This window comes from Klebsiella sp. BIGb0407, from assembly GCF_024807845.1.
Taxonomy (GTDB): Bacteria; Pseudomonadota; Gammaproteobacteria; order Enterobacterales; family Enterobacteriaceae; genus JGM124.
The window spans coordinates 53,990-79,494 of the sequence record NZ_JANUEQ010000007.1; the positions used below are offsets into that span (position 1 = coordinate 53,990).

Consider the following 25,505-nt stretch of genomic DNA (forward strand, 5'->3'; position numbering starts at 1 on the left):
ATAGTCAGTCTTATTGCAGAACTTTGGATTTCCGGGTTAATTCAACCGCAGTCTGCCATTCATGCCAGCGTTTTTGTAGCCGTTCATGGCGAGCCATATCAGGCTGAAAATTCAGATGTTCAGGTAAGAACTGGCGGAGTTCCTCGGTGGATATTTGCAATAACGCCTTACGGGCAAGTAGCGCAGTTCCGATAGCGGAAAGCTCAGCGACATCGCTACGGAGCACCGGGCAACCCAGCAGGTCGGCCTGATATTGCATTAACCAGCTATTTTTGGTCGGCCCGCCATCCACCATCAGCGCCGTTAAACGAAAATCTTCGCGTTGACGCATCACCATTATTACATCCGCAATCTGATAAGTGATGGACTCCAGTGCTGCACGTATCAGGTGCGCACGTCTGACGCCTCGGCTAAGACCGCTGATCGTGCCGCGGGCATTTTCATCCCACCAGGGGGCACCCAGCCCGGTAAGAGCGGGAACAAAATAGACGCCTAATGTCGAGTCAACGGAGGCCGGTAACAGAGCCAGCTGTTGTGCCAGTTCCTGCGGGGCTAACTCATCCAGTCCGGTACTCTCCACCATCCAGGCAACTGCATCACCGGTATGGGGAATATTACCTTCCAGACCATAGACTAGCTGCTCACCATCATGCCAGGCGACGGTGGTGGCCAGGCTATTCACGTCATACTGAGCCGAACTGACCGGGGCCATCACCGAAGAGCCGGTGCCATAGGTCGCTTTGACGCAGCCTGCCGCCCCCAGCCCGTGGGCAAACAGAGCGGCATGTGAATCGCCTGTCATTGCCAGCACGGGAATACCGTCAGGGATACCCTGGCATCCTCGGGTATAACCAAAGTGTCCACTCGAAGGTAAAATATCGGGGAGAGCCCGACGCGGAATCGAGAACAGCGCCATCATCTCATCATCCCAGTCCGCAGTATGCAGATTAAGGAGCTGGGTGCGTGCGGCGTTGGAATAATCACAGTGGAAAGACTCACCGCCGGTCAGGTTCCAGAGTAGCCAGCTATCGACGGTGCCTAAACAAATTTCACCCTGTTCAGCCCGCGTAAAACCATCAGGCACTGACTCCAGTAGCCAGCGCATTTTTGACGCAGAAAACAGTGGGGCAACAGGCAACCCGGTAACTGCTTTAATCTGTGCTTCTTTTCCTGACTCACGTAATGACTGGCAGAATGGCGCTGTACGTGAACACTGCCAGGTGATAGCCGCAGATAGCGGGCGTCCGCTATCGCGATACCAGCCGACGGCCGTTTCACGCTGATTACTTATTGCCAGTCCGACAACATTCTCTGCACCTACTGCGGCAATCGCCTGTGATACCACATCAACAGAGGCTTCGATCAGCAGTTCTGCAGGCTGTTCGACCCAGCCCTCCTGCGGAGTACTGATGGTCAAAGCCCTGGAGAAAGATGCGACAATTTTACCACTGCTATCGATTGCCACTGCTTTAGCATTGGTGGTGCCCTCATCGAGGGCGATGATAATTTCTTTACCGATCACGGCTGCCTCACTGATGCAGATAAGTGTCAACGCCACCAGACATTCTTTGTCTTATTATTTTTGTTGTGCCTGAAGTAAGGCCGTTGCCTGTTTTACGATTCCGGCAGTATCAATTTCATGGTGGGCGCGTGTTGCCGCACGATCGGCCGCGATAGCATATCCGCCATCAGGAATACCCAGTCGACGCAGTGGGATGCCATATCCTGCTTCAGCCAGGACTTCTGCCACCAGACTACCAACTCCGCCATTAATATTATGTTCTTCTACACTGACCACGGCCCGGTGCGGCTTGAGAACTTCCAGCAGCTGTTCGGTATCACAGGGGCGAATAGAAGGTACATTGATAACTGTGGCTTCAATACCGCTTTCTGCTAATTGTGCGGCAGCGGCAACAATTTCATGTACCGTTGAGCCCATTGCGACCAGGGCAATATCTGTCCCCTGACGCAAAACGTCAATTTTTCCTGGTGCGAACTGATAATTTTCATCATGAAGCTCAGGTAAGGCTTTGCCATCAAGACGAATATAGACCGGGCCGACGTGTTCCAGGGCGTAATCAATGATCTGCCGACATTCAATCGGACAGGATGGGGCATATATTTCGATATTGCCAAAGCCACGTAGAACAGAGATATCATCAATACTGTGGTGAGTACTGGCCAGTGGCCCGTAGCTGGCACCAGAGTTGAGCCCAAATAGCTTCACGTTAGTATTGTTGTAGCAGACATCGATTTTAATCTGCTCGTTAGCGCGAGAGATTAAGAACGGCGCTGCGTTACAGGTGACGGCAATTTTTCCACCCAGAGCAAGCCCTGCCGCGGTACCAACCAGAACTTGTTCAGCGATACCCACGTTGACCAGTCTGTCCGGAAATTTTTTGATAAAAGGTGAAATCTTGGCGGTCGATGTGGAATCAGCGACAACCGGAACCAGATCCACGCCGCGGTCAACGGCATCAATAAACGCATTCACCATGACGGTGGCGAGATGTTCGCTATTACTCATCTTTTAGCTCCTCGAGCGCCAATGCTATTTCTTCACCTTTTGGTACACGGTGGTGCCATTCAGGACGACCCTGAATAAAGGATACCCCTGCGCCTTTGGTTGTATTGGCGATAATGACATGTGGTTTACCGTTAGGCTGTAAGGCTTCCAGAGTGGCGACTACATCAGCCATATCGTTGCCATTACATTGCGTAACTTCCATACCGAAGGCGCGCCATTTCTCATCCAGCGGGTCGGTATTCATAATATCTTTGGTCGCACCTGCCAGTTGCAGATTGTTTTTATCGTTAATGATAAACAGGTTATCAAGCTGGTAATGTGCCGCGACTAATGCCGCTTCCCAGTTACTGCCTTCTGCAAGTTCGCCATCTCCAGTCACCACGAAGACACGGCGATTGCTGTTGTCTCGCTTAGCGGCCAGGGCTATACCGACGGCAACCGGCAAACCATGTCCCAGAGCACCGGTATTCAATTCCACGCCAGGCGTTTTGTGACGAACAGGGTGTCCGGGTAAATGAGAGTCAGCGTGCTGATAGGTGGAGAGCCACTCTACAGGGATAAATCCAGCTTCAGCCAGTACACAGTAATAACCACCAACGGCATGTCCTTTAGACTGGATATAGATATCTCTTTCTTTGCTGTCTTTCAGTTCTACGGAGCAGTTAAGGATACGAAAGTACAGGGCGGTCAGAAGCTCAACCTGTGACAGGTCAGCACCAGTATGGCCGCCAGCCGGGCTTTCAGCATTGAGCACAATGATGCGACGACGAATCGCACGTGCTTTTTTTTCTAAACCCTCGATGGAGAGTGAAAACGGATTCATAAAACACCTCTCGAATGTTAATTCTCAAATGAATAAATATTCAACCTGGGTGAAAAAGAACGCCATTTTGTTAATGATCTGCTCAGTAAACAGCAGAAACAAACGATTAATTGGCGTTCAGAATATATATTCACTCATGATTTATTATCCATAGGGGTAAGATATGCTCTGTGAACAGGTTTGTCTACGACTTGTACAAGCAATCTTCTAAGAAAGAGAAAAGGATCACATTTGAAAGGGCCACAACAGGTTTCCCTGCTTGTTATCTATTCGGCAATGCATAAAAATACAGAGATAAAATTAAGGAGAATGCTATGTCGAAGCAGGACGAACAGCGCTTACTGGTAAAGATAGCGACGCTTTACTATAGCGAGAATAAAAAGCAGTCTGAGATAGCCTCATTTCTACAATTATCGCAATCTTTCGTCTCAAGGGCGCTGACCCGCTGTCAGAAAGAAGGTCTGGTGAAAATCACCGTAGTTCAGCCGACCAATATTTTTGTCGAGCTGGAAAAAGAGATAGAGACCCGCTATGGCATTCGCCAGGCGATTGTCGTTGATGCGGGTGAGAATGCCGGTAATGCGCAGATAAAGCATGCTATTGGGAGTGCGGCCGCACACTACGTCGAGACGCGTTTACGTCCGGAAGACTGGGTCGGTATCTCTTCATGGAGTAGTACTATTCGTTGCATGGTTGATGAAATGCATCCTCAGAGTATTCATGCCGCGGGTGTGATTCAGTTACTTGGCGGAGTTGGCCCTAATGGGAACGTACAGGCGACCATTCTGACCCAGCAACTGGCGGCTCATCTCGGGTGTGGCGCATGGTTACTCCCTTCACAAAGCTTTGAACACTCTGTTGAGGAGCGTACCCGGCTGGTTAATAGTCCGGATGTGGCGGTGGTGGTGGAGAAGTTTGCGAAAGTGGATATGGCCATTGTCGGTATTGGTGAGCTTGAACCTTCCCAGTTGCTTAAAAACTCAGGGAACTACTATAACGAAGAGATGCTCCAGTTACTGGCTGAGCGCGGTGCGGTGGGTGATATTTGCCTTCATTATTATGATGAGTCCGGCAAACCGGTATTAAGCCACGAAGAAGATCCGGTGATTGGTATGGAACTGGAACAAACTCGTGCCTGCCAGCATGTGATTGCTCTGGCGGGTGGAATCGAAAAAACGAAGGCGATTCGTGGAGCATTAAAAGGGAACTATATCGATGTTCTCGTTACGGATTTTGCTACCGCACGTAGTTTGATTACAGCATAAAAAATGCGCCGAAGTATCGGCGCATTTTTGAGTTTATTTAGCTTCGAAAGCTGTCTTTTGTGCAACCACCGCAGCCTTCTGCTGCATTCGGTTTTGCATCTGGTCGATAATAACGGCAAGTATAATTACTAAGCCTTTAATCACCATCTGCCAGAACTCACTGACGCCCATCATCACCAGGCCGTCGGCGAGGAAACCGATAACAAATGCCCCGATGATGGTACCCAGAATGGTTCCGCGTCCGCCTGCCAGTGAGGTTCCGCCCAGTACTACAGCGGCAATGGCATTCATTTCAAAGGCTGCACCGCTTGCCGGGTGACTTGCCAGCAGCTGTGCGGAAACGACGATCCCGGCAATAGCAGCACAGACACCAGAAAGGGTATAGACGAGGATTTTAACCTGCTTCACTTTCACGCCAGAGAGCTCTGCCGCACGCTCATTATCACCGATGGCGTAAACGTGGCGACCAAAGGGCAGGCGGCGGGCGATATAGGCAATAACCAGCGCCAGAACGATCATCATCCAGATGGCCCATGGAATACCAAACAACGAACCGGCGCCAATTTCATCAAAACCGGTGTTACCCAGTTGCGGGTTACCCGCGAGGCCTGGGAAGGTCTGTCCGTCGGAGGTGAGCATCGCAGTACCACGTAATACGTACATGGTACCCAGGGTACAGATAAACGGAGCCACACTATAGCGGGTTATAATCCAGCCATTGGTTGCCCCTATAAAGGCACCTATCAGTAATACAATAGGGACTATCACCCAGACACTTGGGAAAATAGCGATGCCGAGCCAGGGAATGACAATTCCTTTAGTGATAAGCCATCCGGCTATCATGCCACACAGGCCAAGCGTTGCACCGATAGACAGGTCGATACCCGCAGTAATAATGACAAAGGTAATACCCAGTGCCAGGAAGGCATTGATGGCAATATGTTTAATCATGATAACCATACTGCCAGCAGACAAGAAGCCCGGGACGGTAATGGTAAAGAAACCTACAATTAAAAACAGGGCAATAAAGGTTCGCAGTTTCAGCAGTAGCAGCAGAAAGTTTTCGCGAGAGACTGATGTTCTGGCAGGCGGAACAATAGCCGCGGATTGTGTCGTTTTCATGTTAAAACCCCTGAGCACTTGCTGAGACCAGCGCGGATTCTTCGGCGCGATCGCGGGGAATATCAGCGGTCAGTTTGCCGCCAGACATTACCAGGATACGATCGGATACCGCCATAATTTCTTTGAGATCTGAGGTGGAGAAAACCACCGCGATACCTTGTTGGGAAAGCTTTACCATCATGCGGAAGACATCAGCTTTGGCGCCAATATCAATCCCGCGGGTTGGCTCATCGAGGAAGAGCACCTTTGGATTGGTGAGCAAAGAGCGACCGATGACCACTTTTTGTTGGTTACCGCCGCTCAGAGCCTGAATTTCTACCTCTGGCGAGGAGACCTTAATGGACAGGTTCCCGATGGTGCCGGAGATAACCGCCTGTTCTTCATTGTTAGCGATGGTGAATCCACGCTGCAGGCGTCGCCACAGGCTGGCAATCGTCAGGTTATTGGCGACTGAAGAAACGGGAAAAATACCGGTACGTTTCCTGTCTTCAGGTACCAGACTCATTCCCATCCGGATACGTTCGGCAGGTGTTAAACGCTGCGATACCGGTTTGCTATCAAGCCACAGTTTGCCTAAGTAATTACGTTCTGTACCCAGCATGCATTCAAATAGCTCAGTACGCCCGGCTCCCATCAGGCCATAAATACCGACAATTTCCCCAGCATGTACTTTGAAACTCACATCATTAACCACCGTATTTCCGGCGCTATTCACACTGGTAATATTTTCTGCTTCCAGAACCGGAGCCCCAAAGGTACGCCCCGGGCTCAGAAAATCGGTTACGGGCTCACTACCGAGCATTTCCCGGACAATCCAGGGCACATCGATATCGCTAACTTTGGCTTCAGACTGGAATTTACCGTCACGCAGAATAGTGATGACATCACCTATTGCCATCAACTCTTCCAGACGGTGTGAGATATAAATAATAGATACTCCCTGACGAGTCAGTTCACGAATCACGCGAAACAGGATCTCTACTTCTGTTTTACTCAGAGCAGAGGTCGGTTCATCCAGAATCAGAATATCGGCATTATCTGCCAGGGCTTTGGCTATCTCTATCAGCTGCTGCTGGCCTACTTTAAGATTTCCAACCAGCTCCCGAGGCGACAGGGGCTGATCGAGGCGTTTTAATAATTCAGCAGCACGTTTTTCCTGTTCGGCTTCATTAATCGGTGTAATACCGTTTTGCAGCTCACGGCCGAGAAAAATATTCTCGGCAATGCTCAGATTTTCAAACAGGTTTAACTCCTGGTGCACCATTCCGACGCCGTGAGCGCTTGCTTCACGGGTACTGGAAAAGTGCACTGGTTTACCATTAAGCAGGATTTCCCCGACGCTCGGTTGCTGAACACCGGCAAGGATTTTCATTAACGTCGATTTACCTGCACCATTCTCCCCGATGATGACGTTGACCTTACCGCGCCAGACGTTGTAGTCGACACTGTCCAGAGCGATGGTGCCGGGGAATAACATCGAAATACCGCGGGTGCGCAGAATAATGTCATCGGTCGCTAAGGTGCTCACGGTTGCGCCTCCTGTTTCAGTTCCAGCGCAGCCGCGTTCTGTGCAGCGCCGTTACTTAATGTCACGGCAAAGCGAACGCTGACGGGTTTACCCACCCAGCTGGAGTCGATTTTCGGTAGCAGTTTTACCGCCTCCCGGTTGTAGACGCGTGACAGCTGAGCAAACTGTACCTGGTTGGTAAAATCTTCAAATACAAAACCGGTCGCATCACGAATAGCATTCCCCTTTATTACCGGGCCTACCTGAATAACCAGCGGTTTGCCATTGACGGTAACGGTGAATTTTTGTTCGCGCTCGTCACGGGTATTGACCTCTGTGACAGGCGTATTCAGGTGAACAAAATAGCTTTCTGGCTTCTCTCCAGATGCGGTTAACTTGCTTTCCAGCGAACTGGCATCAAGAGCATGCTGGTTTGCTGCGTCGATAACACGGGTTTGCCAGGTTTGTTGCGCTACCTGCTGTGGAGTCAGATTGTCGAAGCTATGCTTCGCATTTGGGTCGACAGGCAGAATAGGTTTGCCGTTTTCATCCAGATCTACCACTGTGCAGGCTGTTAGCAACAGGACGGAACATCCAATTAATGCACCGCCCCATTGTTTTAAGAACATAAAAAATCCTCCGCCTTACTTACTTGCTAAGGTTAAACATGCTGAGTTTGTTGGCGTTGGAGTCATCGATCAGGATGCAATCCATCAACTGTTTTTCAGTCTTCTGTGGTTTACCGTTTTTCAGATAGTAGTCAGCCTGCTCAACAGCCATTTGTGCCTGTTCCCAGCCTGGTTGCAGTACGGTGGCTTTGATATTGCCTTTATTGATGATGGAGTCGCGGGTGTAATCGCTGCCATCAAAACCCACTACGATGACATCATTTCTGCCTGCAGCTTTCAGAGCGGCTTCTGCGCCTAATGCCATGGTGTCGTTACCGGAGATAACACCAACGATATCCGGGTTAGTTTGCAGAATGGCTTCCATACGGGTGAAGGCTTCGGTCTGGCTCCAGTTAGCGGTTTGCTGTGCCACCATGCTCATATCGGTGTAGTCGTCGAGCACATCGTGATAGCCCTGAGAGCGAACGCCTGCGTTGGTATCTGACTGACGACCCAGCAATTCAACATACTTGCCTTTACCGTTCAGCAGCTTAGCGAACTTCTCAGCGCCGAGTTGTGCACCCTGGTAGTTGTTGGAGACGATTTGGGCTACGGCAACACCGGTTTTATTGATTTCACGATCGATAAGGAATGCAGGAACACCGGCTGCTTTGGCTTTCTCTAGCGGACCAACGGTGGCGTCAGCGCCGGCGTTATCCAGAATAATTGCTTTTGCTTTACGCGCGATGGCTGTCTCAATCAGCTGGTTTTGTTTATTTACATCGTCATCATGAGAAGCAACTAGCGTGGTGTAGCCAAGCTCTTTTGCTTTGGCTGCTGCACCGTCAGCCTCTGCCTTAAAGAACGGGTTATCATGGGATGGGGTAATAATAACGATCAGGCCGTTATCGGCAGCGTAGAGTGATCCGGAAGTGACAATCATTGAAGCGAACAGAACGGATTTAGCAAAGGTAGATTTCATTCTTTTTCTCCACATTGAATATTTATTCAAAAATGATTTATTATGCCAGTCAACGATAAAGCTGAGTTAAGAGACTGTCTATAGTTCGCGCAGGTAATTTTTTAAAAGGAGAAAAGGATCACGCTTCATGGGGTAAAAAGGGACGGTGGGGCCGGTGGCGGGCGGGCATCTGTTAAAATCTTAAAAATGGAAGGCTGTGTTTTTATATTAAATAATATCAATGAATTAATGTGAGTTTTAAACAGGGGAGGGGAACATGTTAGTCAAAAAAGAGATCTTATTCACACAATAGATATCAGCCTGATTGCGATGAATCAGGCGTGGTTTTTGAGGAATATTTTAAGCGCTTGATATTCTTGATATCGGAAAAAATTTAGCGAGCGTATTTTTTCTGATTTAACCCATTTTTTATACCGCTAATTTATATTATTGCTTCTAACTTAATGAAATAAATGTATTTATTTGCAAATTAATAATGTGTTCCCCACAAAGGCAGTAAAATCTGGTAAACTAATAGCCAATTTTCTGCCCAAATATTGATTTCTGCCGCCGCTTAGGGTTAAGCGATGGCGGCATATCGTCTAATGTTGGGTCATAAACTATCGGGATGGTCGCCATTTGCGACTATCCGAAGTGATTTTCTGGATAAACTTGGAGGTTCTCATGGCTGTCGCTGCCAACAAACGTTCGGTAATGACACTGTTTTCCGGTCCTACTGATATCTATAGCCATCAAGTACGTATTGTACTGGCGGAAAAAGGTGTTAGCGTTGAAATTGAACATGTGGAAGCGGATAACCTGCCTCAGGATCTTATCGATCTCAACCCGAACCATAGTGTACCGACCCTGGTCGATCGTGAGCTGACGTTATGGGAATCTCGTATCATCATGGAATACCTTGATGAGCGTTTCCCGCATCCTCCGCTGATGCCAGTTTATCCGGTTGCGCGCGGTGAGAGCCGTCTGTATATGCATCGTATTGAGAAAGACTGGTACACGCTGATGAACGTCGTCATGAACGGTTCTGCTCATGAGGCTGATGCTGCACGTAAACAGCTGCGCGAAGAGCTGCTGGCTATTGCTCCAGTATTTACTCAAAAGCCATTCTTCCTGAGTGATGAATTCAGCCTGGTTGACTGCTACCTGGCTCCATTACTGTGGCGCTTACCGCAGATGAATATCGAACTGACGGGTGTGGGCTCGAAAGAGATGAAAGGCTATATGACACGCGTATTTGAACGTGATTCGTTCCTGGCTTCATTGACTGAGCCAGAGCGTGAAATGCGTTTGCAAACGCGGGGCTAATTGATGGAAATGTCGGAACTGTCTCCGCGTCGTCCTTATCTATTAAGGGCTTTTTATGAATGGTTGCTCGATAACGAGTTAACGCCACATGTTGTTGTGGATATCTCGTTGCCTGATGTGCAGGTTCCGCTGGAATATGCGCGTGACGGGCAAATCGTTCTGAATATCGCGCCTCGTGCAGTGGGCAATCTTCAGTTAACCAACGACTCGGTGAGTTTTAGCGCCCGTTTTGGCGGTGTTCCGCGTCAGGTCTATGTCCCTATGGCGGCGGTACTTGCTATCTATGCACGTGAAAACGGCGCAGGAACGATGTTTGAACCGGAAGCCGGTTACGAAGAAGGCGCTGAAAGTCATAATGATGCTGACGAGCCAACGTCAGAGCCACTGATGCAGGTTATTGATGGCGATCGTGATGACCAGGACGATTCAGATAACAATCCTGATGACGAGCCGCCGCCGCGAGGTGGTCGCCCGGCACTGCGTGTGGTGAAGTAACTGCCCCGGTAAAATCGGGTCATTCACAGGTTATTATCAAGGCCTGAGTTCGGTTAACGGACTCAGGCCTTTTGTTTTTGTTCAGCAAGATCCGCCGTAAACCCTCGCCCCATATGAACTGATACGCATCTTCAGCCGTTCCCGCCAGCCCTAAATCATCCCATTAACGAACAGACAAAGTGCGTATCACGCCCGTTTTTTGTGATTATTTTTTAACCAAAATCACTATATTCCTGTAGCGGGGAGACACATCAAGGAGGAGGTGGATATGAGTGGTGGAGATGGAAAAAACCATAGCAGTGGGGCGCATGCAACAGGCGGGGTAAAGGGGTCATCCGGTAAGGGAGGCCCCTCTTCAGGGAAAGGTGGCTATGACGGGCATAATCTCGGCGGCCACACCAAGGATAACGGCAACGGAACGTCCACAACCACGGATATCCGTGTTACTGAACACCCAGGTGGCTCTGATCTTATTTATTATCCTGAAGGGGATAATGATGGAAGCACTAACGCCATTATTAAAGAGATTAAAGAATGGCGAACTAAAAATGGTAAGCCAGGATTCAAAAAGGGCTAAGTTTTGCTAACGGATTGCGAGGCGTTTTCAGATAACGTAGAAAATGACCTGATAACCGCGTTATCAGGCCATTTTTTTTGCTTACACTTCGAGGTAGTTCATGATGCCGTCAGCCGCTTTACGGCCTTCAGCTATTGCAGTCACTACCAGGTCGGAACCACGAACCGCATCGCCACCGGCAAAGATTTTCGGGTTACTGGTCTGGAAGGCGTTTTCACTGCCTTCAGGCGCCAGAATACGTCCCTGACCGTCGAGGTTAACGCTGTGCTTCTCAAGCCACGCCATGCTGTGCGGACGGAAACCAAAGGCAGTCACCACCGCATCGGCTGGCAGGATATGCTCTGAACCGGCAACGATTTCCGGACGACGACGGCCCTGAGCATCAGGTGCACTGAGTTCAGTCCGGGCAACCTTCACTCCACAGACGTTACCATTGCCATTGATTTCAATGCCAATCGGCTGCAAGTTGAACTGAAACTCAACGCCTTCTTCACGCGCATTTTTAACTTCACGGCGTGAACCCGGCATGTTTGCCTCGTCACGGCGATAGGCACAGGTCACATGCGTTGCGCCCTGACGAATCGAGGTACGCACGCAGTCCATCGCGGTGTCACCACCACCCAGAACCACGACACGTTTACCGGCCATATCCACATAAGGGGACTCTTCGGTTTCACCAAAGCCCATAATGCTACGCGTATTGGCGATAAGGAATGGCAGTGCCTCATAGACACCCGGTGCATCTTCGTTTTCCAGCCCGCCACGCATCGACTGATAGGTGCCGACACCGAGGAACACGGCATCAAAGTCACTGAGCAGGGTCTCTATCTGAACATCACGGCCCACTTCGGTATTGAGCACAAACTCGATGCCCATACCGCTGAAGATTTCACGACGTTTGGTCATGACATCTTTTTCCAGCTTGAAAGCCGGGATCCCGAAGGTCAGCAGGCCGCCGATTTCTGGATGACGATCATAAACCACAGCTTTGACACCACCACGCGCCAGGACATCGGCACAAGCCAGACCCGCAGGGCCCGCACCAATAATCGCCACGCGTTTACCTGTTGGTTTAACGCCCGTTAAATTAGGTTTCCAGCCCATCTCAATCGCTTTATCGTTGATATAGCGTTCGATATTACCGATGGTGACGGCACCAAACTCATCATTCAGGGTACAAGAACCTTCACACAGACGGTCCTGAGGGCAAACGCGCCCACAGACTTCTGGCAGACTGTTAGTCTGGTGTGATAATTCCGCAGCTTCGATAATGCGCCCTTCATTCGCAAGCTTTAACCAGTTTGGAATGTAGTTATGAACCGGGCATTTCCATTCGCAGTAAGGGTTGCCGCAGGACAGGCAGCGATCTGCCTGTGCTTTAGCCTGGCCTTCTGAGAAAGGTTCATAAATTTCAACAAACTCAATCTTGCGAATTTTTAACGCTTTCTTCGGCGGATCAACACGCTGCAAGTCGATAAATTGATAAACGTTCTGACTCATCTTGACCCCTTACTGCGCCTGCACCCGCAGCTCAGCTGCGGAACGACTGCGGTGACCTAACAATGCTTTAACATCACTAGACTTCGGTTTAACTAAGGTAAATTTCGCTGCAAACTCCGGCCAGTTAGCCAGAATTTCTTCGCCACGCAAGGAACCTGTTAACTGTACGTGCTCGGTAATCAGACCACGTAAATGCTCTTCATGAATAGCCAGGTCTTCTACCTGTAACAGCTCGACCAGTTCCGGGTTAACGCGTTTACGGAACTCACCGTCTTCATCCAGGACATAGGCGAAACCACCGGTCATACCTGCCCCGAAGTTCACACCCGTCTGACCCATAACACAGACGATACCGCCGGTCATATACTCACAGCCGTTATCGCCGATACCTTCAACAACGGTGATAGCGCCTGAGTTACGTACCGCGAAACGCTCACCGGCACGGCCTGCTGCAAACAATTTACCGCCGGTCGCACCGTACAGACAGGTGTTACCGATGATAGTGGCTTCATGTGCACGGAAGGCTGAACCTACCGGTGGACGTAACGAGAGTAAGCCGCCCGCCATGCCTTTACCGACATAGTCATTCGCATCCCCGGTCAGATGCAGTTCAACCCCACCTGCGTTCCAGACGCCGAAGCTCTGGCCTGCGGTACCGCTGAAGTGCGCCTTAATTGGGTCAGCCGCCAGTCCCTGGTCACCGTGGGTCTGGGCAATATAGCCAGACAGGGATGCACCCACAGAGCGGTCGGTATTACGAATATCAAACCAGAAGGTTTTGCTTTGTTTGTCATCAACATACTGCTTAGCCTGACTTAACAGCCGCTGGTTAAGCTCACCATTATCAAACGGTGGGTTATGTTCGGTGCAATACACGGCTTTACCTGGCGCCGGGGTTGCTGTTTTCAACAGCTTCGACAAGTCCAGACGCTGTTGTTTAGCGGTAAAACCTTCCAGCTCTTTTAACAGGTCAGTACGACCGATTAAGTCCACCAGACGTTTTACGCCGAGCTGCGCCATCAACTCACGGGTTTCACGGGCGATAAATTCAAAGTAATTAGTCACTTTGAACGGCAGGCCGTGATAGTGGTTCTTACGCAGTTTATCGTCCTGAGTTGCCACACCCGTTGCACAGTTGTTGAGGTGGCAAATTCGCAGGTATTTACAGCCCAGAGCGACCATCGGACCGGTACCAAAACCGAAGCTTTCAGCGCCGAGGATTGCAGCCTTAATGATATCGAGTCCGGTTTTCAGACCGCCATCCACTTGCAGACGGATTTTATGGCGCAGACCGTTTGCGACTAAGGCTTGTTGTGTTTCTACCAGACCCAATTCCCACGGACAGCCCGCATATTTCACTGAAGAGAGTGGGCTGGCACCGGTACCACCGTCATAACCGGCGATGGTAATCAGGTCAGCATAGGCTTTAGCCACGCCGGTAGCGATAGTGCCCACACCCGGTTCGGAAACCAGTTTGACCGAGATCATCGCTTTCGGATTAACCTGTTTCAGGTCAAAAATCAGCTGTGCCAGGTCTTCAATCGAATAAATATCATGGTGCGGTGGTGGCGAAATTAAGGTTACCCCCGGTACGGAGTAGCGTAATTTAGCGATGTAAGGGGTGACTTTGTCCCCAGGCAACTGACCACCTTCGCCAGGTTTAGCACCCTGGGCGACTTTTATCTGAATAATGTCAGCATTCACCAGGTAAGCCGGGGTTACACCGAAGCGGCCGGAGGCGACCTGCTTGATACGGGACACTTTATTGGTGCCGTAACGCGCCGGATCCTCGCCGCCTTCACCTGAGTTGGAGTTACCGCCAATGCTGTTCATGGCTTCGGCCAGTGACTCATGTGCTTCCGGGCTCAGGGCACCGATTGACATGGCCGCACTGTCAAAACGTTTGAACAGTTCGCTTGCAGATTCAACCTCTTCAATCGCAACAGGTTCATCCTGAGGATTAAGGGCAAACATATCGCGTAAAGTAGCGACAGGGCGCTCATTGACTAATTTGGAATATTCCAGGTAGTCATTGTAGTCAGCGCTTTGCACTGCTTTTTGCAGCGTCTGTACCACATCCGGGTTGTAAGCGTGATACTCACCGCCGTGGACATATTTCAGTAATCCACCCTGGTCCAGCGGCTTACGGGCAAGCCACGCACGCTTGGACAGATTCAGTAAATCTTGCTGGAAGTCGGTGAAGCTGGCACCGCCGATACGGCTAACCACGCCCTGGAAGCACAGGGAAACGACGTCATCATGCAGGCCAACGGCCTCAAACAGTTTTGAGCAGCGATAAGAGGCGATAGTCGAGATGCCCATTTTGGACATTATCTTATACAGCCCTTTATTGATGCCGTTGCGGTAGTTTTGCATCACTACACGGTAGTTCTTATCGATAGTGCCGTTATCCACCAGTCTGGCGAGTGATTCATAGGCCAGATACGGGTAAATCGCGGTTGCACCGAAGCCAAGCAGCACGGCGAAATGGTGCGGGTCACGGGCACTGGCTGTTTCAACGATAATGTTCGCATCACAACGCAGACTGCGTTCTACCAGACGAGTCTGGATAGCGCCAACCGCCATAGGGGCCGGAACCGGTAATCTGTTTTTATCGATATTACGGTCAGACAACACCAGTAACACGGTACCACTGCGAACCATGCGTTCAGCTTCGTCACAGAGTTCTGTTACCGTCTCATGCAGTGATTTTTCGCGGGCATCGTAGGTAATATCCAGGGTGTTAGCCTGATAATGCTGTTCATCTAAAGAAGTCAGCTGCTGGAAATCAGACCACAGTAAAATCGGCGATTTAAAGCTCAGACGGTGGGCCTGACCTTCAGCTTCGCAGAACACGTTCATCTCACGGCCGATACTGGTGGCCAGTGACATCACATGAGCTTCACGCAGCGGATCGATTGGCGGGTTAGTCACCTGTGCAAACTGCTGACGGAAGTAGTCATAAATGATACGTGGCTGGCTGGAGAGCACGGCAAATGGGGTATCGTCGCCCATTGAACCAACCGCTTCCTGGCCATTTTCACCCAGCACACGGATGATAGTATCCAGCTCTTCGCTGCTGTAGTTAAACTGTTTCTGATAACTGGCAAGCGTATCATCGTCCAGAGAACGTGAACCCACCTGGTCATCCGGCAAGTCTTCCAGCGCTATCAGACGACGAACGTTTTTCTCCATCCACGCCTGATAAGGGTGACGGCTTTTCAAATCGTTATCGGTTTCGCCTGAATGGAGGATGCGGCCGGCGCGGGTGTCAATCACCATCAGTTCGCCAGGACCAACACGCCCTTTCTCTACGACTTCATCGGGCTGGTAATCCCAGATACCGACTTCGGAAGCACAGGTAATCAGCTTATCTTTAGTAATAACGTAACGCGCCGGGCGCAGACCGTTTCTGTCCAGGTTACAGGCAGCAAAGCGGCCATCGGACATAACGATACCTGCCGGACCATCCCACGGCTCCATATGCATGGAGTTAAAGTCGAAGAAGGCACGCAGTTCCGGATCCATGTTCGGGTTATTCTGCCAGGCTGGCGGAACCAGTAAACGCATGGCTCGGACAATATCCATCCCGCCTGCCAGCAGCAATTCCAGCATATTATCCAGTGAACTGGAGTCTGAACCCGTTTCATTGACGAAAGGCGCAGCCGACTGCAAGTCAGGGATCAGTGGCGTCTGGAATTTATAAGTACGCGCTTTGGCCCATTGACGGTTACCGGTGATGGTGTTGATTTCACCATTATGCGCCAGATAACGGAACGGCTGCGCTAATGGCCAGCGTGGTACGGTATTGGTTGAGAAACGCTGGTGGAACAGACAAATGGCTGACTCCAGACGTAAATCAGCAAGATCCAGATAGAAGCGCGGTAAGTCTGTCGGCATGCACAGACCTTTATAGATGTTCACGACATTGGACAGACTACAGACATAAAAGTCTTTATCTGCCAGCAGGCGTTTTTCGATACGGCGACGCGCGATAAACAGGCGACGTTCCATATCACGCGGGCTCCAGCCAGCAGGAGCATTAACAAAAATCTGTTCAATACGCGGCAGAGAGGAGAGGGCGATTTCACCTAGCACGCCTTCATTGGTAGGCACTTCGCGCCAGCCAACAATAGACAAGGTTTCGTTTTGCAGTTCTTCTTCAACTACCTGACGAGCCGCACTGGCAAGTACAGGATCCTGGTTTAAGAAAAGCATACCAACGGCGTAATTTTTTGCTAAACGCCAGCCAGCTTCTTCAGCAACAATGCGGAAGAAACGGTCCGGTTTTTGCAGCAACAGACCACAACCATCACCGGTCTTACCATCGGCAAGGATTGCCCCACGGTGTTGCATGCGTGCGAGTGCGTGAATCGCAGTACGCACCACTTTATGGCTTGGCTCGCCTTCTATATGGGCAATCAGACCGAAACCACAGTTATCCTTCTCAAGGGATTTGTCGTACAACATATCAGTGAACCTCCCCAGGCTCTGCGTGACTCCTCTGTTCGGTTATACGTAGGCACAGCTAAGGTGCGGCAACGGGATGGGTGCATATGGCACCTGCCTCGTGTGTCGCCCTCTTGTGGCCAACGTATCCGGTTTCGCAAGGGTTAAACTTGCTCAGAGGGAATCTCAATTACTGCATAAATATGATGAGTGAAACACCCATCCAGAAAGCTTCCAGCGGATAACCAAGTTATCGGGAAAGCGCATATACGTCAAATAGCATTGCTTTGTCAGGGGAATAGAGTATTTGCCATTTAATGTGATTTAAATCAATGCATTACCAATTTTTTAACCAGAGCTGGGTTAAGCGGATGCTTTGGTTTTTGTGATCCGGATCACTATGAGTGAGCGTTTTTAATTTAACATTCCTCTAATATATTTGATATTTTCAGGATTAAAAACTATGCGCGATCTCAATGGCGAATCAATTAGCTGTTTTTTAGGATTTAATAACATTTTACAAAGTTAAATGGTGAGATATAAGAAAAAGCTATTACTGGAGACAGACTAAATCTGCAATTTATGTGCATTAATATGCAAAAGGTATAGCTTCGCCGTGACTGTTGATCTGTGTCATCGTCAAAGTTATGTAGAAATGGCAACCTAATTCCCCATTCATTATGGGGGGTATATCAGACTATTCCATTCGGTAAATTAGTCAATAAGTTTATTGGGTATTTTGGCTGTCTTTTAACAGCGATATGGCGCGATGCGAGTGGAAGGAAGAGACGTGCATCATTCCTGGCTTTAAGTCTGGGTCATCGCTCAATTTGCGGTATATTTAACGTCTCGATAGTAAAGGAAACTGCCCATGAAACAACTCAGAAGATTAGCGCAGTATTACGTTGATTTAATGGTAAAGCTCGGCCTGGTTCGTTTTTCCCTGCTCTTAGCCTCAGCCTTAGTCGTGACTGCCATGGTAGTACAAATGGCTGTGACTCTGCTGATGAGCGGACGGGTTGAGAGTATTGATGTTGTACGCTCTATTTTCTTTGGGTTATTGATTACACCCTGGGCCGTGTACTTTTTATCGATCGTTGTCGAACAGCTTGAAGAATCCAGACAGCGGTTATCGAAAATGGTTTCTAAGTTAGAAGAGATGCGTGAGCGAGACTTGAGTCTTAATGTGCAACTCAAAGACAATATTAATCAGCTCAATCTGGAAATTGCTGAGCGTGTTAAAGCAGAGACCGAGCGCCAGAACATGCTGGAACAGCTTAAGGTTGAAATGCAGGAACGCGAAGTGACGCAAATCAGGCTTGAGCAACAGTCCTCTTTCTTACGATCCTTCCTTGATGCTTCACCAGATCTGGTTTTTTACCGCAATGAAGATAAAGAGTTTTCCGGCTGTAACCGGGCCATGGAATTGCTGACAGGCAAAAGCGAGAAACAGCTTATTCAGCTGAAACCTCAGGATGTCTATTCTGCCGATGCGGCATTAAAAGTGAATGAGACAGATGAAAAAGTCTTTCGCCATAACGTTTCCCTGACTTACGAACAATGGCTTGAATACCCCGATGGACGCAAAGCTTGTTTTGAAATTCGTAAAGTTCCTTACTATGACCGAGTGGGTAAACGCCATGGTTTAATGGGCTTTGGGCGCGATATTACTGAACGTAAACGCTATCAGGATGCGCTGGAGCGAGCCAGTCGGGATAAAACCACCTTTATTTCTACTATCAGCCATGAACTACGTACCCCACTAAACGGTATTGTCGGTCTGAGCCGTATTCTGCTGGATACTGAATTGACGGAAGAACAGACTAACTATCTGAAAACTATCCATGTTTCAGCTATCACTCTGGGTAATATTTTCAATGATATTATCGATATGGATAAACTTGAACGTCATAAAGTTCAGCTCGATAACCAGCCTATAGATTTCACCAGTTTCCAGGCTGAACTTGAAAACCTGTCCGGACTACAGGCACAACAGAAAGGGCTGACATTTGTGATGGAGCCTGAACTGCCTGTTCCCCATAAAGTGGTCACTGATGGAACCCGGTTGCGTCAAATCTTATGGAACCTTATCAGTAATGCGGTGAAATTTACCCCTAAGGGTGGACAGGTCACGGTACGTATTCGCTATGAGGCAAATCAGAACCTGTGTTTTGAGGTTCAGGATTCAGGTATTGGTATCCCTGAGGATGAGCAAGATAAAATCTTTGCTATGTATTATCAGGTCAAAGACCAGCATGGCGGTAAACCGGCAACTGGAACCGGTATTGGGCTTGCCGTATCACGTCGACTGGCCAAAAGTATGGGGGGCGATATTACGGTGAGTAGTACTCCGGGTGAGGGCTCTGTGTTTGTGCTAAAAGTCCAGGCTCCGAGCGTGGCAGAAGAAGTTGAAGATACGCTTGATGATGATATGCCGCTGCCAGCGTTACATGTTTTGCTGGTAGAAGATATTGAGCTAAATGTCGTGGTTGCCCGCTCAGTACTGGAAAAACTCGGTAATAGTGTTGATATCGCCATGACCGGAAAAGAAGCGCTGGAGATGTTTGAACCCGGAGAGTATGACCTGGTGTTGCTGGATATCCAGCTGCCGGATATGACCGGAATGGATATCTCACGCGTACTTAATCAGCGCTTTACCAAAGATTCCCTGCCACCGCTGGTGGCGTTAACGGCGAATGTGCTAAAGGATAAAAAAGAATATCTCGATGCGGGTATGGATGATGTGCTGAGTAAGCCGCTGGCAGTACCGGCATTGATGTCTATTATTAGAAAATATTGGGATTCGCAGGACCCGGAAGAAACTGAAGTTCCGGTGGCAACAACAGCGGATTCTCAGCAAGCATTACTCGATATTCCGATGCTTGAACAATATATTGACCTGGTGGGGCCAAAGATAATTATCGACGGGCTCACTATGTTCGAAAAAATGATGCCAGGATATCTGGAAATTCTCGACTCAAATATGACTGCCAGAGATGATAAAGGCGTCGTTGAGGAAGGGCATAAGATTAAAGGTGCAGCGGGCTCGGTAGGTCTGCGCCATTTACAGCAAATAGCCCAACAAATTCAATCGCCGGACTTGCCAGCCTGGTCTGATAATGTCGGAGAATGGATAGAGCAGTTAAAACATGAATGGCAGCATGATGTAGACGTGTTGAAAGCCTGGGTTTCCGCGGTTGGGCAAAAATGACCCCGGCCTCGGCCGGGGTGCGCGAATAGAGCGCCAACACCAGGGAAAATGGCGTTGTACTTTGCTTTATTACTTTAATTGTATAGTACAACCTTAAATTAAATTCTGACTGCACTATACAAGATAGCAAAGATTAGAAATCTTGTTATATAAAGTCGTTAAACATGTGCGTTATTGTAAATAAATTATTCCGGTAAGCCTGTATGGGAAGAAACAGATGAAAAAAATTGGCGTAGTGTTGAGTGGTTGTGGTGTTTATGATGGTAGTGAAATTCATGAAGCAGTATTAACCCTGCTGGCACTCGCTCATTCAGAAGCAGAAGCCGTTTGTTTCGCGCCAGATAAAGCCCAGTCAGAAGTCATTAACCATTTGACGGGGGATAAAGTTGAGCAAAAACGATCGATACTCCAGGAATCCGCACGTATTACCCGAGGTAATGTTCGACCTTTGCACGAGGCGAGAGCCGAAGAGCTTGATGGACTGATAGTACCTGGTGGTTTTGGTGCGGCAAAAAATCTGAGTACCTTTGCTACAGAGGGGATCGACTGCACGGTGGATAGTGATTTAACCCGGCTGGTACGTGACTGCCATGCACAAGGAAAACCCTTGGGTTTTATGTGTATTGCCCCCGTTATGCTGCCAAAAATTTTAGATATTCCGCTGCGTATCACCATTGGCACTGATATCGATACCGCAGAAATGCTGGAAGATATGGGTGCAGAGCATGTCCCTTGCCCGGTGGATGACATTGTGGTTGATGAAGAGCACAAAATCGTGACCACTCCGGCTTATATGCTGGCGACGCGTATTGATGAAGCGGCTGCGGGCATCAATAAGCTGGTATCGCGCGTTCTGGTACTGACCGAATGACAAGACGGCGCTTTACTCTGCTCCACAGGCTAAAGCGCATTATCTGGCGTGCTGCTCTGATTATTATCGGGTTATGGCTCTCAGGCATTGTTCTGTTTAGCCTGGTACCGGTTCCTTTTTCAGCGGTGATGGTTGACCGACAGGTCAGTGCCTGGCTGGAGGGGGATTTCAGCTATCACGCGCGTTCCGACTGGGTCAGTATGGATGACATCTCGCCGTGGATGGGGCTGGCGGTGATCGCGGCTGAAGATCAAAAATTCCCCGACCACTGGGGCATTGATGTCGGCGCTATTGAGAAAGCTCTGTCCTACAATGAACATAATGAAAATCGTGTTCGTGGTGCCTCGACGATTTCACAGCAGACGGTAAAAAACCTTTTTTTGTGGGATGGGCGCAGCTGGGTGCGTAAAGGGCTCGAGGCGGGGTTAACCCTGGTGACGGAAACAGTCTGGAGTAAACGGCGTATTTTAACCGTGTATCTGAATATCGCTGAGTTCGGAGAGGGCATTTTTGGCGTTGAGGCGGCGGCCCGGCATTACTTTAAAAAATCTGCCAGACAGCTGACTGCGTCGGAAGCTGCACTGTTAGCTGCCGTCCTGCCTAATCCGATACGGTTTAAGGTGAATGCGCCATCAAGCTATGTGATTTCGCGCCAGCGCTGGATTTTAAGGCAGATGCGTCAGCTGGGCGGTGAGTCATTTATGCAGCAGCATAATCTGCACTAAAGAGAAAGATGAAGACCTGACTAGTCTTCATCAAATCCGGCATTGAATAACGCTATTACCGCAGCCAGCGCCTGTTCTTCCTGCGGGCCGCTGACTTCCACCTCGATATGCCCCCCTTGGGAAGAGTCCAGCATTAGCAGGGCTATCACACTGCTGGCTTCGGCTTCGGTGCCCGCCTCGTTGCGTAGCATGACTTCAGCATCGAAACTTTGCACCAGTTCGAACAGTTTCATGGCCGGGCGCGCATGCATGCCCAGCTTATTGGTGATTTGAACCGTTTGCTTTACCGTCATTGTTTGCGTTTTTCTAACGTTCTGTGGCGTGACTGAACGTTTTTACCACGCGAACGAAAATAATCCGCAAGCTGTTCTGCAATGTAAACCGAACGGTGCTTACCCCCGGTACAACCAATCGCGACCGTCAGATAGCTACGGTTATTGGTTTCCAGCATGGGTAGCCATAACTCCAGGTAACTCCGGGTCTGGTAAATAAAGTTATGGACTTCAGTATGACGGTCAAGGAAGGCCGCAACCGGACGATCGAGGCCAGTCATCGGACGCAGTTTCGGATCCCAGTGTGGGTTTGGCAGGAAACGCACGTCGAAGACGTAATCTGCATCTATCGGGATCCCATGCTTAAACCCGAATGATTCAAATACCATCGTCAGTTCGCGCTCTCGCTTGCCCAGCAGGCGAGTACGGAGCATCTCAGCCAGCTCATGTACTGACATCTCTGAAGTATCAATAATCAAGTCAGCACGAGACTTCAGAGGCTCAAGTAAATGACTTTCTTCATCAATCGCACTCTCAAGAGAGAGGTTCTTGCTTGATAAAGGGTGCAGGCGGCGCGTATCGCTATAACGACGGATCAGCGTATTGCGATCGGCATCTAAAAAGAGCAGCTGCGGAGTAAAGTCATCCGGCAGATTATCCATCGCCTGCTCAAAAATTTCCGGTGACTCTGGCATATTACGCACGTCGATGCTGATTGCCGCTGAGATTTCACGGCCACTCAACGTCTTTGCCAGGTCGGGTAACAGCACGACTGGCAGGTTATCAACGCAATAAAACCCCATATCCTCCAGTGCGCGCAGAGCAACAGATTTCCCCGACCCTGAAGTACCGCTAACGATCATCAGTACCATATGCTCACTCTCCAGATTTAGCTGTCTTTTCTATCAAAACATTTTACTCATTACGGGTATCAGCAGCAGAACTGGTTGTGTCTGTGATGATATTGTAGAGATCCGTATCATTACTCGCTAACCGTAAGCGTCGGCAGATATTTTTATCAGCCAGACGTTTTGCGACCAAAGACAGAGTATGCAGATGCGTTTTCGTCTGTCCGGCAGGCACCAGTAAAGCAAATAGTAAGTCTACGGGTTGATTGTCTATCGAGTCAAAAACGATGGGTGTTTCCAGCTGGATAAAAACGCCAACAGCTGTTGTTGTATCTTCTTCGATTTTGCCATGAGGAATAGCAATACCATTACCAATACCGGTACTGCCCATACGCTCACGCGTGAGAACAGCCTCAAAGACAACCTGAGTGGGCAGACCGAGCTGTTTTGCTGCCAGTTCGCTGATGATTTCCAGCGCACGCTTTTTACTCTGGCAGTGCACAGCACTGCGGGTACATTCTTGATTAAGGACACTGCTCAATTGCAAAATCGGATCGTTATTTGTCATAAGTTCACCTAAGCATGGTATGCGAACGGCCCGTTACCGGAAGTAAACGGGCCGATAAAGCATACTGAATGCCTGGATTATCAATGTTGTTTTAATTTATCTTTATGTTTAGTTAACTGACGAGCTAATTTATCAATCAGACCATCAATCGCGGCGTACATATCCTGACCTTCCGCACTTGCGTGCAATTCTCCACCATTCACATGTAGCGTAGCATCCGCTATCTGAGTCACTTTTTCTACTTTTAAGACAATATAAACCTGGTTAATTCTTTCGAAGTACTGTTCCAGTTTTGCAAATTTTGTGTTCAAAAACTCACGTATTGCATCAGTGATTTCAACGTTTTGACCAGTAATGTTGAGCTGCATATTGTCTTCCTTATCAGTGAGGTCAAATCAGCTTTTTACGCTGATTCGACGGTGGGATGGATAAAGACTCTCTATACTTCGCAACCGTTCGGCGAGCAACCATAATACCTTGTTCGGATAGTAGTGAAGTGAGCTTACTATCGCTGAGTGGTTTCGCCGGGTTTTCTGCAGCAACCAGTTTTTTAACTAATGCCCTGATTGCCGTTGAGGACGCTTCACCGCCCCCTTCTGTATTGACATGACTTGAGAAAAAATACTTCAGCTCAAAAATACCTCTTGGGCTGTGAAGATATTTTTGAGTGGTTACGCGTGAAATGGTCGACTCATGCATTTCAACGGCTTGAGCGATATCGGCTAGTACCATGGGCTTCATATGTTCGGCCCCATACTCAAAAAAATCCTGCTGCTGTTCGACAATACAGCAACTGACACGAAGAAGCGTATCATTTCGACTTTCAAGGCTTTTTATCAGCCATCGGGCATCTTGCAGATGGCTGCGAATAAATTGCGAGTCGCTGTCATTGCGGGCGCTATTATTGCCCATTGCCGCATATTGCTGATTAATTTTAAGACGCGGAATACTCTCTGAATTGAGCTCGACGGTCCATTTATCCTGATGCTTACGTACCAGAACATCAGGAATAACGTATTCAGGCTCATCCATCTGGATCGACTGACCGGGGCGAGGATCCAGGGACTGGATCAGATCAATTGCCTCTTTCAGGACATCTTCTTTCAGCCGGGTAACACGCATCAAATTACGGAAATCATGATTTGCCAGCAAGTCTAAATGCTCACTGACGATAAGACGTGCCTGAGCTAAAAAGGGTGTCTCTTTCGCATACTGTGATAGCTGAACCAGCAGGCAATCTCTTAGATCCCGGGCGGCAACACCGACCGGGTCAAAGCGCTGGATACGTTTAAGTACCGCTTCGACCTCTTCGAGACTGATTTCATCATCGCCTAAGCTTTCCAGAATATCTGACACTGGGACGGTGAGATAGCCGGTATCATCGACTGCATCAACAATCGCAGTGGCAATCGCAGTATCGGTCTCAGAAAATGGCGTTAGTGAGACCTGCCATGTCAGATAATCCTGAAGCGACTGGGTCGTCTCGCCCTGATAGACCGGTAACAGGTCATCAATGTAGTCTGTACCTGTTCCGGAAGGTGTACCCGCAGTGTAGATTTCATCCCAGCTGGCATCCAGTGGCAGCTCTTCAGGCATATCTTTTTGTTCAAGTGCTTCACGCGTATCCAGGCTATCGGTATCTGCCACATCCTGAATTTCAATTTCATCATGTGGGTCGGTTTGCTCAAGCAAGGGGTTACTTTCCAGTGCTTGCTGGAGTTCTTGCTGAAGTTCCAGCGTCGACAACTGTAACAGACGAATAGCCTGTTGCAGCTGTGGCGTCATCGCAAGCTGTTGGCTAAGCCGTAATTGCAAACCTTGCTTCATAATCAGTGCCAGTATCCTTTATA

The 25,505-nt window shown here is 49.1% G+C and carries 21 protein-coding genes; 7 read left to right on the forward strand and 14 right to left on the reverse strand.

The features are described from left to right. Positions 1–10: 10 nt before the first annotated feature. The 3 genes from M2387_RS18845 to M2387_RS18855 are packed head-to-tail and all read right to left on the reverse strand — an operon-like array spanning position 11 to position 3,350. Complete coding sequence (locus M2387_RS18845; protein ID WP_259051989.1) at positions 11–1,522, reverse strand: FGGY family carbohydrate kinase; 1,512 nt, start codon at positions 1,520–1,522, stop codon at positions 11–13. A gap of 54 nt (positions 1,523–1,576) precedes the next feature. After that, on the reverse strand, positions 1,577–2,527 hold the full coding sequence (locus tag M2387_RS18850) for a transketolase family protein (protein ID WP_259051641.1): 951 nt from the start codon (positions 2,525–2,527) through the stop codon (positions 1,577–1,579). Beyond that, positions 2,520–3,350, reverse strand: a complete 831-nt coding sequence (locus M2387_RS18855; protein WP_259051643.1) for a transketolase — start codon at positions 3,348–3,350, stop codon at positions 2,520–2,522. Before M2387_RS18855 ends, M2387_RS18850 begins: the two co-directional genes overlap by 8 nt. Positions 3,351–3,664: 314 nt before the next feature. On the opposite strand from M2387_RS18855, the gene M2387_RS18860 reads away from it, so the two are divergent. Further along, positions 3,665–4,615 carry a sugar-binding transcriptional regulator gene (locus tag M2387_RS18860; protein ID WP_259051645.1) on the forward strand — a complete coding sequence of 317 codons (951 nt, stop codon included), beginning with the start codon at positions 3,665–3,667 and terminating at the stop codon, positions 4,613–4,615. A 33-nt stretch (positions 4,616–4,648) separates the two neighbouring features. Here the strand turns inward: M2387_RS18860 and M2387_RS18865 are convergent, their stop codons facing one another. The 4 genes from M2387_RS18865 to M2387_RS18880 are packed head-to-tail and all read right to left on the reverse strand — an operon-like array spanning position 4,649 to position 8,834. Further along, positions 4,649–5,737 (reverse strand): ABC transporter permease, encoded by a 1,089-nt coding sequence (locus M2387_RS18865; protein ID WP_259051647.1) that lies wholly within the window; start codon positions 5,735–5,737, stop codon positions 4,649–4,651. A 1-nt stretch (position 5,738) separates the two neighbouring features. Next, the gene (locus tag M2387_RS18870) at positions 5,739–7,214 is read right to left on the reverse strand and encodes a sugar ABC transporter ATP-binding protein (protein WP_409040089.1); all 1,476 of its coding nucleotides are present in this window, start codon (positions 7,212–7,214) and stop codon (positions 5,739–5,741) included. 47 nt (positions 7,215–7,261) lie between these two features. Further along, complete coding sequence (locus tag M2387_RS18875; protein WP_259051650.1) at positions 7,262–7,873, reverse strand: DUF2291 family protein; 612 nt, start codon at positions 7,871–7,873, stop codon at positions 7,262–7,264. 19 nt (positions 7,874–7,892) lie between these two features. Continuing rightward, positions 7,893–8,834 (reverse strand): D-ribose ABC transporter substrate-binding protein, encoded by a 942-nt coding sequence (locus tag M2387_RS18880; RefSeq protein ID WP_259051651.1) that lies wholly within the window; start codon positions 8,832–8,834, stop codon positions 7,893–7,895. Between the two features lie 663 nt (positions 8,835–9,497). Here M2387_RS18880 and sspA point away from each other — a divergent pair. The 3 genes from sspA (at position 9,498) to M2387_RS18895 (ending at position 11,211) form a co-directional block, all read left to right on the forward strand. Next, complete coding sequence (gene sspA / locus M2387_RS18885; RefSeq protein WP_259051652.1) at positions 9,498–10,139, forward strand: stringent starvation protein SspA; 642 nt, start codon at positions 9,498–9,500, stop codon at positions 10,137–10,139. Between the two features lie 3 nt (positions 10,140–10,142). Beyond that, positions 10,143–10,634, forward strand: a complete 492-nt coding sequence (gene sspB / locus M2387_RS18890; protein WP_259051653.1) for a ClpXP protease specificity-enhancing factor — start codon at positions 10,143–10,145, stop codon at positions 10,632–10,634. A gap of 268 nt (positions 10,635–10,902) precedes the next feature. Next, positions 10,903–11,211: a bacteriocin immunity protein gene (locus M2387_RS18895; protein WP_259051654.1), complete on the forward strand. Its 309-nt coding sequence runs from the start codon at positions 10,903–10,905 to the stop codon at positions 11,209–11,211. An 81-nt stretch (positions 11,212–11,292) separates the two neighbouring features. Here the strand turns inward: M2387_RS18895 and M2387_RS18900 are convergent, their stop codons facing one another. Both M2387_RS18900 and gltB read right to left on the reverse strand, forming a co-directional pair. Further along, positions 11,293–12,711: a glutamate synthase small subunit gene (locus M2387_RS18900; protein ID WP_259051655.1), complete on the reverse strand. Its 1,419-nt coding sequence runs from the start codon at positions 12,709–12,711 to the stop codon at positions 11,293–11,295. A 9-nt stretch (positions 12,712–12,720) separates the two neighbouring features. Further along, complete coding sequence (gltB, locus tag M2387_RS18905; RefSeq protein ID WP_259051658.1) at positions 12,721–17,181, reverse strand: glutamate synthase large subunit; 4,461 nt, start codon at positions 17,179–17,181, stop codon at positions 12,721–12,723. An 850-nt stretch (positions 17,182–18,031) separates the two neighbouring features. Here gltB and arcB point away from each other — a divergent pair. The 3 genes from arcB (at position 18,032) to mtgA (ending at position 21,967) form a co-directional block, all read left to right on the forward strand. Continuing rightward, positions 18,032–20,371, forward strand: a complete 2,340-nt coding sequence (gene arcB / locus M2387_RS18910) for an aerobic respiration two-component sensor histidine kinase ArcB (RefSeq protein WP_259051662.1) — start codon at positions 18,032–18,034, stop codon at positions 20,369–20,371. Positions 20,372–20,588: 217 nt separating this feature from the next. Next, positions 20,589–21,242, forward strand: coding sequence for an isoprenoid biosynthesis glyoxalase ElbB (gene elbB / locus M2387_RS18915; RefSeq protein WP_259051668.1), 654 nt, complete (start codon positions 20,589–20,591; stop codon positions 21,240–21,242). After that, entirely contained in the window at positions 21,239–21,967 is a 729-nt protein-coding gene (mtgA, locus tag M2387_RS18920) for a monofunctional biosynthetic peptidoglycan transglycosylase (RefSeq protein WP_259051671.1), read from the forward strand. The genes elbB and mtgA overlap by 4 nt, the downstream gene beginning before the upstream one ends. 20 nt (positions 21,968–21,987) lie before the next feature. Here the strand turns inward: mtgA and npr are convergent, their stop codons facing one another. From npr to rpoN, 5 genes are all read right to left on the reverse strand, one after another. After that, positions 21,988–22,260 carry a PTS phosphocarrier protein NPr gene (gene npr / locus M2387_RS18925; RefSeq protein ID WP_259051673.1) on the reverse strand — a complete coding sequence of 91 codons (273 nt, stop codon included), beginning with the start codon at positions 22,258–22,260 and terminating at the stop codon, positions 21,988–21,990. Next, positions 22,257–23,111 carry an RNase adapter RapZ gene (gene rapZ / locus M2387_RS18930; RefSeq protein WP_259051675.1) on the reverse strand — a complete coding sequence of 285 codons (855 nt, stop codon included), beginning with the start codon at positions 23,109–23,111 and terminating at the stop codon, positions 22,257–22,259. The genes npr and rapZ overlap by 4 nt, the downstream gene beginning before the upstream one ends. Before the next feature lie 43 nt (positions 23,112–23,154). Beyond that, positions 23,155–23,655 (reverse strand): PTS IIA-like nitrogen regulatory protein PtsN, encoded by a 501-nt coding sequence (ptsN, locus tag M2387_RS18935; RefSeq protein WP_259051679.1) that lies wholly within the window; start codon positions 23,653–23,655, stop codon positions 23,155–23,157. Positions 23,656–23,735: 80 nt separating this feature from the next. Further along, positions 23,736–24,023 carry a ribosome hibernation promoting factor gene (hpf, locus tag M2387_RS18940; protein ID WP_259051681.1) on the reverse strand — a complete coding sequence of 96 codons (288 nt, stop codon included), beginning with the start codon at positions 24,021–24,023 and terminating at the stop codon, positions 23,736–23,738. Positions 24,024–24,045: 22 nt separating this feature from the next. Further along, positions 24,046–25,482: an RNA polymerase factor sigma-54 gene (gene rpoN / locus M2387_RS18945; RefSeq protein WP_259051682.1), complete on the reverse strand. Its 1,437-nt coding sequence runs from the start codon at positions 25,480–25,482 to the stop codon at positions 24,046–24,048. Positions 25,483–25,505 lie beyond the last annotated feature (23 nt).